The organism is Streptomyces sp. NPDC057694, from assembly GCF_042799415.1.
Taxonomy (GTDB): domain Bacteria; phylum Actinomycetota; class Actinomycetes; order Streptomycetales; family Streptomycetaceae; genus Streptomyces.
Map to the genome: position 1 here is coordinate 113,943 of NZ_JBHVIX010000007.1, position 7,851 is coordinate 121,793.

The 7,851-nt window shown below is 71.3% G+C and carries 7 protein-coding genes; all 7 read left to right on the forward strand.

Translation table 11 applies throughout. The features are described from left to right. The first annotated feature begins 181 nt into the window (after positions 1 to 181). The 7 genes from ACFVDP_RS18285 to ACFVDP_RS18315 all read left to right on the forward strand — a co-directional run bounded on the left by ACFVDP_RS18285 (position 182) and on the right by ACFVDP_RS18315 (position 7,735). Positions 182 to 724, forward strand: a complete 543-nt coding sequence (locus ACFVDP_RS18285) for a GNAT family N-acetyltransferase (RefSeq protein WP_383490576.1) — start codon at positions 182 to 184, stop codon at positions 722 to 724. Positions 725 to 749: 25 nt separating this feature from the next. Beyond that, positions 750 to 1,355: a CGNR zinc finger domain-containing protein gene (locus ACFVDP_RS18290; RefSeq protein WP_383490578.1), complete on the forward strand. Its 606-nt coding sequence runs from the start codon at positions 750 to 752 to the stop codon at positions 1,353 to 1,355. A 101-nt stretch (positions 1,356 to 1,456) separates the two neighbouring features. Then, complete coding sequence (locus tag ACFVDP_RS18295; protein WP_353942880.1) at positions 1,457 to 2,062, forward strand: sigma-70 family RNA polymerase sigma factor; 606 nt, start codon at positions 1,457 to 1,459, stop codon at positions 2,060 to 2,062. Next, positions 2,059 to 2,853, forward strand: a complete 795-nt coding sequence (locus ACFVDP_RS18300; RefSeq protein ID WP_383490580.1) for an anti-sigma factor family protein — start codon at positions 2,059 to 2,061, stop codon at positions 2,851 to 2,853. Before ACFVDP_RS18295 ends, ACFVDP_RS18300 begins: the two co-directional genes overlap by 4 nt. Positions 2,854 to 2,968: 115 nt before the next feature. Further along, positions 2,969 to 5,365, forward strand: coding sequence for a HelD family protein (locus ACFVDP_RS18305; RefSeq protein WP_383490582.1), 2,397 nt, complete (start codon positions 2,969 to 2,971; stop codon positions 5,363 to 5,365). A gap of 354 nt (positions 5,366 to 5,719) precedes the next feature. Then, entirely contained in the window at positions 5,720 to 7,153 is a 1,434-nt protein-coding gene (locus ACFVDP_RS18310; protein WP_383490584.1) for an NAD-dependent malic enzyme, read from the forward strand. Between the two features lie 300 nt (positions 7,154 to 7,453). Continuing rightward, the gene (locus ACFVDP_RS18315) at positions 7,454 to 7,735 is read left to right on the forward strand and encodes an HU family DNA-binding protein (protein ID WP_016645140.1); all 282 of its coding nucleotides are present in this window, start codon (positions 7,454 to 7,456) and stop codon (positions 7,733 to 7,735) included. Positions 7,736 to 7,851: the final 116 nt, after the last annotated feature.

The following is a 7,851-nucleotide window of genomic DNA, read 5'->3' on the forward strand; positions in this document are numbered from 1 at the left end:
TCTCCCACAGGGGTGCGTGCGGTTTTTTTGTGTTTTTCCTTCTTGTTTTGTCGCCCCCGTCCCCCCCCCCTCCGTGAAAGAAGACCCTCTCTCCGGGGCCCCGGGGGCGCGGGGAACTGCGCGAGAAGAGGCCACCGGGCCGCGGACGATCGACAACCGAGGGACCCCGTACCGTACGGGCATGCTGATCGCCCCCGACATCGAGATGCGTCGCGCCACGGTCGACGACGCTCAGGCCCTGGCCGAGGCGCAGGTGCGCAACATCGACCACCTGCGAGCCACCGAGCCGCACCGTGAGCCGGAGTTCTACACCGCCGAGGGGCAGGTGCCCCGGCTCACCGGCAAGGACAGTCCCACCTGGGTGCTGGTCGACACGGCGGCCGACGGGCTCGTGATGGGCCGGCTCACGCTCAACGGCCTCGTCATGGGCCCGCTGTGCAGCGCCAGCCTCGGCTACTGGATCGACGGCGACTACGCGGGCCGCGGCCTGACCACGGCCGCCGTCGAGGCGATCATCCGCATCTGCCGCGACGAGCTCGGCCTGCACCGCGTGGAGGCCGGCACCCTCACCGACAACTACGCGTCCCAGCGCGTCCTCGCCAAGTGCGGCTTCGAGCGGTACGGCCTGTCGACCAAGTACCTTCACATCAACGGCGCCTGGCGCGACCACGTCCGCTTCGAGCGGCTTCTGCACGACGACCCGCCCCCGCACATTCCCAAGTAGCCCCGAGGCGGGCACTGTAGAGGACATGGCAGCAGTACCCACAGGGTCCCCCCACCCCTCTCGCCCCTCTCTCTGGGAGCTGCGGTTCGACTCCGGACGCCTCTGCCTGGATCTGGTCGCCACCGCGCACCCCGTCGAACGCCTCACCTCCCCCGACAGTCTGCGGGCCTGGCTGGTCGGCGCCGGCCTGATACCGGCGGGCGCCGACCTCGCCCCGTCCGCGCCCTGGCTCGTCGCGTTCCACGAACTGCGGCGCCAGGTGGGCCGACTGGTCCGCGGCGAACTCGCGGGCCGCCCCGCGCCCGCCGCCCTGGAACGCGTCAACCTCCTCGCCCGCGCCGCCCCGCCGGCCCCCTGCGCGGTCCGTACCGCCGACGGCACCCTGGTCCGCTCCCTGTACGCGGCGCCGGGCTGTCCGGCCCTGCTCGCGGCCGTCGCCCGCGACGCGGTGGACCTCCTCACCGACCCGTCCGCGCGCGGTGCGTTGCGCCAGTGCGAGGGCGACAACTGCCCGATCATCTACCTCGACACCTCGCGCGGGCGCCGTCGCCGCTGGTGCTCCAGTGAGGTGTGCGGCAACCGGGAGCGGGTGGCCAGACACCGCCGCCGGGCGGCCCTGGCCCGGGCCTGACATCCACCCATGTGCACGGTGCATCTCAACTCCCGTCCCAACTCCCTTTGAACACGGGCGCGTTCATCTGCGTATCACCGTCGTGAGCCCAGCCACAGGACATGGCAGAACTGGGGACACCGGAGGTAGGCGTGCGCAAGGATTCCGCCGTGGCCGATGAACGCCCGCCCCGGGCCCGACATCGAGCGCCGCGGCCCCCGGAGCCGGACGAGGAGCTGATGCGCGCGCTCTACGCCGAGCATGCGCGTCCCCTGCTGGCCTATGTGCTGCGGCTGGTGGCGGGGGACCGGCAGCGCGCCGAGGACGTCGTGCAGGAGACGCTCATCCGTGCCTGGAAGAACGCCGGTCAGCTCAACCGTGCGACCGGTTCGGTACGCCCCTGGCTGGTGACGGTCGCCCGGCGCATCGTCATCGACGGCCACCGCAGCCGGCAGGCCCGGCCGCAGGAGGTCGATCCGTCGCCGCTGGAGGTCATTCCCGCGGAGGACGAGATCGACAAGGCGCTGTGGCTGATGACGCTGTCCGATGCCCTGGAGGACCTGACCCCTGCCCACCGGGAAGTACTCGTGGAGACGTACTTCAAGGGGCGTACGGTCAACGAGGCGGCCGAGACGCTCGGCATCCCCAGCGGGACGGTGCGCTCACGGGTGTTCTACGCCCTGCGCTCGATGAAGCTGGCGCTGGAGGAGCGGGGGGTGACGGCATGACGACCGGGTACGGGGGACACGGGGGCTACGGGGAGCAGCCGCCCGGCGATGTGCACGAGACGGTCGGCGCGTACGCGCTCGGGGTCCTCGACGACGCCGAGGCGACCGCGTTCGAGGCCCATCTGGCGGGCTGCGAGCGGTGCGCGCGGCAGCTGGAGGAGTTCGCGGGCATGGGCCCGATGCTCGCCGCCCTCGCCGACGTACCGCCCGGCCGCGCGACCCCGGTGGTCGGTGAGTCCCTCGCGGCCCGGCCGAGCCCGCGGCTCGCGGAGACCCTGGTCGACGAGGTGGCCCGCAAGCGGGCGGGCAAGCGCCGCCGCGGCCTGTATCTGGTGGCGGCCGCCGCGGCCCTGATCGTCGGCGGCCCGCTGACGGTCCTGGCGGCGACCGGCGACGGCGGCGGCGGAGCCGTCACGGCCCACTCCGCGGGCCCCGCCGAGGACGCTTTCCAGCACATCTCCGACAAGGTGAGGGCCACGGATGCCACGACGAACGTGAGCGCGACCGTCGGCATGGAGAAGAAGGCGTGGGGCACCCACACGGTCCTGGAGCTGAAGAACGTCAAGGGCCCGCTCAAGTGCTCCCTCGTCGCGGTCGGCAAGAACGGCGAACGCGAGACGGTCACCACCTGGGCCGTCCCGAAGTGGGGCTACGGCATCGCGAGCAGCACCCACCAGAGCGCCAGGTACCCGCTCTACGTCCACGGCGGCGCGGCCTTCACCCGGGACCAGATCGACCACTTCGAGGTCGAGACGCTGGACGGGAAACGGCTCGTCGAGGTGAACGCCTAGGGCGTGCGGCGGACAGGCCCCGGGACCTGTTTCAGCCGTGACCTTCAGTACGTAGCTTCAGCGGGCCCCTTTCGCGTACCTTTGACGGCTGCCCAGCACGTCAGAAGGGGGCCCGGTGGCCGCTCAGGCTCAGCACGGTTCAGCGGTGGACCGCAGCACGATGGACTCCGTCCGCGACCGTGAGATCGGCGTCGAACAGAAGCACCTCGACGCCGTCTACCGCCGCCTGGAAGAGAAGATCCACGAGGCGGAGTTCCTCATGGACGACGCCGCCAAGCGCGGCCAGGTCGGCACCCCCGGCGCACTCGCCGAGCGGGACGCGCAGGTCTTTCGCGCGGGGATCCATCTCAACCGGCTCAACAACGAGTTCGAGGACTTCCTGTTCGGCCGGATCGACCTCCTGCCCGGCAAGGACGGCAAGAAGGGACCGGACGGCGCGTACACGGCGGTCGAGCCCGCCGAGGGGGCCGTACGGGAGGACAACACGGCGGACATCGCCGAGACCCTGCACATCGGCCGGATCGGCGTCCTCGACGCGGACTACTCGCCGCTGGTGATCGACTGGCGGGCCCCGGCGGCCGCCCCGTTCTACCGCTCGACGCCCGTGGACCCCGGCCGGGTGGTGCGCCGCCGGGTCATCCGCTCCAAGGGCCGCAGGGTGCTGGGCGTCGAGGACGACCTGATGCGCCCGGAGATCACTGCGTTCCTGGACGGCCAGGAGCTGCCCGCGATCGGCGACGGCGCCCTGATGGCCGCCCTCGGCCAGGCCCGCAGCCACTCCATGCGGGACATCGTCGCCTCCATCCAGGCCGAGCAGGACCTGGTGATCCGCGCCCCCGCCGCCTCGGTGACGTACGTGGAGGGCGGACCGGGCACCGGCAAGACGGCGGTCGCCCTGCACCGCGCCGCCTACCTGCTGTACCAGGACCGGCGCCGGTACGCGGGCGGCATCCTCATCGTCTCGCCGACGCCGCTGCTCGTGGCCTACACCGAGGGCGTGCTGCCCTCGCTCGGCGAGGAGGGCCAGGTCGCGATCCGCGCGGTCGGCTCGCTCTACGACGGCGCGGACGGTCCCGGCGGCGCGGAGGCCACGGAGTACGACAGCCCGGCGGTCGCCCGCGTGAAGGGCTCGTCGCGGATGCTGCACGTGCTGCGCAAGGCGGCGCGGGGTGCGCTCGACTCGGGACGCCCGGCCCCCGCGCGGCAGGAGCAGCTGGCCTTCGGCGAGGACGACGAGAGCGGCGAGGCCTCGGCCCCGGCCGCGGGCACCCCCACCCGGCTCCGTGTGGTCGCCTTCGGCCGCCGCCTCGAACTGGACGCCGAGCAGCTCACCCGGATCCGGCACGCGGCCCTCGGCGGCACCGCGCCGGTCAACCACCTGCGCCCGCGCGCCCGCAAGCTGCTGCTCGACGCGCTGTGGTCGCAGTCCGGCGCGGGCGGCCGGCACACGGACCCCGAACTCGCGGCGGAGCTGCGCTCGTCCTTCGACGAGGACATCACCGGCGAGGACGACTTCATCCGTTTCCTGGACGCCTGGTGGCCGGAGCTGACCCCGCGCGCCGTGCTGTCCGCGATGTCCGACGAGCGGCGCCTGGGCCGCTGGGCCCGCCGGATCCTGAACCCGGGCGAGGTGCGCAAGCTCGCCCGGTCGCTGCGCCGCGAGGCGTTCTCGGTGCACGACATCGCCCTGCTGGACGAGCTGAACGCCGTGCTCGGCGCCCCGGCCCGACCCAGGCGCAGGCGCGAGTACGACCCACTGGACCAGCTCACCGGTCTGGAGGAGCTGATGCCCGTACGCGAGGAGACCCAGTACGAGCGGGCCGAGCGCCTCGCGCAGGAGCGGACCGAGTACGCGCACGTCATCGTCGACGAGGCGCAGGACCTGACCCCGATGCAGTGGCGGATGGTCGGCCGTCGCGGCCGGCACGCCACCTGGACGGTCGTCGGCGACCCGGCGCAGTCCTCGTGGTCCGACCCCGACGAGGCGGCGGCCGCCCGTGACGAGGCGCTGGGCAGCCGTCCGCGGCGCCGCTTCGAGCTGACGGTGAACTACCGCAACCCGTCCGAGATCGCCGACCTGGCGGCGAAGGTCCTCGCCCTCGCGATGCCCGGCTCCACATCGCCCGCCGCGGTCCGCTCCACCGGCGTCCAGCCGCGCTTCGTGGCCGTCCGCGACAAGGTGGCGGACACCGTCCGGGAGGAGGCCGCACGGCTCCTGGAGCGGGTCGACGGCACCGTCGGTGTCGTCGTGGCGATGAACCGCCGCAAGGAGGCGGCCCGCTGGCTGGCCGGGCTCGGCGACCGGGTCGTCGCCCTCGGTTCGCTGGAGGCCAAGGGCCTGGAGTACGACGCCACGATCGTGGTCTCCCCGGCCGAGATCGCCGACGAGTCCCCGGCCGGTCTGCGGGTGCTGTACGTGGCTCTGACCAGGGCGACGCAGCAGCTCACGGTGGTCTCCGGGGAGCGTGACGAACCGGACGCGCAGGGGGTGCCGGACCTGCTGCGGGACTGATCCCCGCGGGCCCTTGTGTCCGGCGTCTCCGGTGTTACGGTTGATGACGGCACCGGCTCGATCCAAGCCCCCGGGCCCAACCTTCGTCCCTCAGAGGGACCACTTGCCGCGAGGCGAGCATGGCGGGTCGGTGTCGTAGTCGTTCGAGAGAGGCCCACGTCACGGAAGTGACGTGGGCCTCTTTCTGTTTGCGGCTACTTCTCGTATGGTGGAAGTCAGTTTCCGAAATACGCGTGAACGTAAGGTTCACAATCCGATGCGACTACCACGTACTCGACGGTAGGTGCGACGATCGGACGGCAGAGAGCTGGAAACAGCTCCATAGCTACACGGTGAAAGCAGAGGAAGTCGGCCATGGCAACGGCGCCCAGCGTCTCCTACTCGATGACGGTCCGGCTGGAGGTGCCCGCGAGCGGAACGGCCGTATCGCAGCTCACCACGGTCGTGGAGTCCTCCGGCGGCTCGGTGACCGGCCTCGACGTCACCGCTTCCGGCCACGAGAAGCTCCGGATCGACGTCACGATCGCGGCCAGCTCGACGTCCCACGCGGACGAGATCGTCCAGGAGCTGCGCAAGATCGAGGGTGTGACGCTCGGGAAGGTCTCCGACCGTACGTTCCTGATGCACCTCGGCGGCAAGATCGAGATGCAGTCCAAGCACCCCATCCGCAACCGTGACGACCTCTCCATGGTCTACACGCCGGGTGTGGCCCGCGTCTGCATGGCGATCGCCGAGAACCCCGAGGACGCCCGCCGCCTGACCATCAAGCGCAACACCGTTGCGGTCGTGACGGACGGCTCCGCCGTCCTCGGCCTCGGCAACATCGGCCCGATGGCCGCCATGCCGGTCATGGAGGGCAAGGCGGCCCTCTTCAAGCGCTTCGCCGACATCGACGCCTGGCCGATCTGCCTGGACACCCAGGACACCGACGCCATCGTCGAGATCGTCAAGGCGATCGCCCCCGGCTTCGCGGGCATCAACCTGGAGGACATCTCCGCGCCGCGCTGCTTCGAGATCGAGGCCCGGCTGCGCGAGGCCCTTGACATCCCCGTCTTCCACGACGACCAGCACGGCACCGCGATCGTCGTGCTCGCCGCGCTCACGAACGCACTTCGCGTCGCGGGCAAGGCAATTGGGGACATCCGGGTCGTCATGTCGGGCGCCGGCGCGGCCGGTACCGCCATCCTCAAGCTGCTGCTGGCGGCCGGCGTGAAGAACGCGGTGGTGGCCGACATCCACGGTGTCGTGCACGCCGACCGCGAGGACCTCAAGGGTGCCGAGAAGGACTCGCCGCTGCGCTGGATCGCCGACAACACCAACCCTGAGAGCCTCACCGGCACGCTCAAGGAAGCGGTCGTCGGCGCGGACGTGTTCATCGGCGTGTCGGCTCCGAACGTCATCGGGGGCGACGACGTCGCCGCCATGGCCGAGAACGCCATCGTGTTCGCGCTCGCGAACCCGGACCCCGAGGTCGACCCCGCGATCGCCCGTCAGACGGCGGCCGTGGTGGCCACGGGACGCTCCGACTTCCCGAACCAGATCAACAACGTGCTGGTCTTCCCCGGCGTCTTCCGCGGCCTGCTCGACGCCCAGTCGCGCACGGTCAACACGGACATGATGCTGGCGGCGGCCACCGCCCTCGCCGACGTGGTGGGCGAGGACGAGCTCAACCCGAACTACATCATCCCGAGCGTCTTCAACGACAAGGTCGCGGGTGCTGTGGCGGGGGCCGTCCGGGACGCCGCGAAGGCGGCCGGAGCGGCTGTGACAGGCGCCACGACCGCCTGAGGACCGGCGCGTCGCGGAATGCGGGGCCCTCATCGGCCCTCTAGGGTGGCCGGGAAGCAGGCCCCCCGGCCCGCCCCGGTCCCGGGCGGTGGCGCTTTCCGTGTGACCCCCACGGGTGCCGGATTGGCTTTACCGCCGCTGGTGGGGGCAGGATGCGTCTTCGGGCGCGAGGGTTCGGACGACGGACCCGGGTCCTGGGCCTGACCGAGACCCTGGCAGCATCGGATTCGTTGTTGCCCAACATGCGGCCTTGCGCCGCGTGGCACGCCTCAACGGCAAGAAGAACACGGGAGTACAAACATGAACCGCAGTGAGCTGGTGGCCGCGCTGGCCGACCGCGCCGAGGTGACCCGCAAGGACGCCGACGCCGTGCTGGCCGCGTTCGCCGAGACCGTCGGCGAGATCGTTGCCAAGGGCGACGAGAAGGTCACCATCCCCGGCTTCCTGACCTTCGAGCGCACGCACCGTGCCGCTCGCACCGCGCGTAACCCGCAGACCGGCGAGCCGATCAACATCCCGGCCGGTTACAGCGTCAAGGTTTCGGCGGGCTCCAAGCTCAAGGAAGCCGCCAAGGGTAAGTAAGCCTTCGGCATATCGGCGGGGGGGGGGTGGAGGTGTTGGTGGGCGGCGGGTGGCTGTTTTTTGTTTTGTTCTCTTCTTAGTGGGGTGAGACCGAAGAAACGACGCCCGGACGGTTG

Excerpts from the sequence above, each read along its gene's own strand:
- ACFVDP_RS18295 (WP_353942880.1), top strand. The coding sequence starts at position 1,457 with ATGGCAGAACTGGGGACACCGGAGGTAGGCGTGCGCAAGGATTCCGCC.
- ACFVDP_RS18285 (WP_383490576.1), top strand. The coding sequence starts at position 182 with ATGCTGATCGCCCCCGACATCGAGATGCGTCGCGCCACGGTCGACGAC.
- ACFVDP_RS18300 (WP_383490580.1), top strand. The coding sequence starts at position 2,059 with ATGACGACCGGGTACGGGGGACACGGGGGCTACGGGGAGCAGCCGCCC.
- ACFVDP_RS18290 (WP_383490578.1), top strand. The coding sequence starts at position 750 with ATGGCAGCAGTACCCACAGGGTCCCCCCACCCCTCTCGCCCCTCTCTC.
- ACFVDP_RS18315 (WP_016645140.1), top strand. The coding sequence starts at position 7,454 with ATGAACCGCAGTGAGCTGGTGGCCGCGCTGGCCGACCGCGCCGAGGTG.
- ACFVDP_RS18310 (WP_383490584.1), top strand. The coding sequence starts at position 5,720 with ATGGCAACGGCGCCCAGCGTCTCCTACTCGATGACGGTCCGGCTGGAG.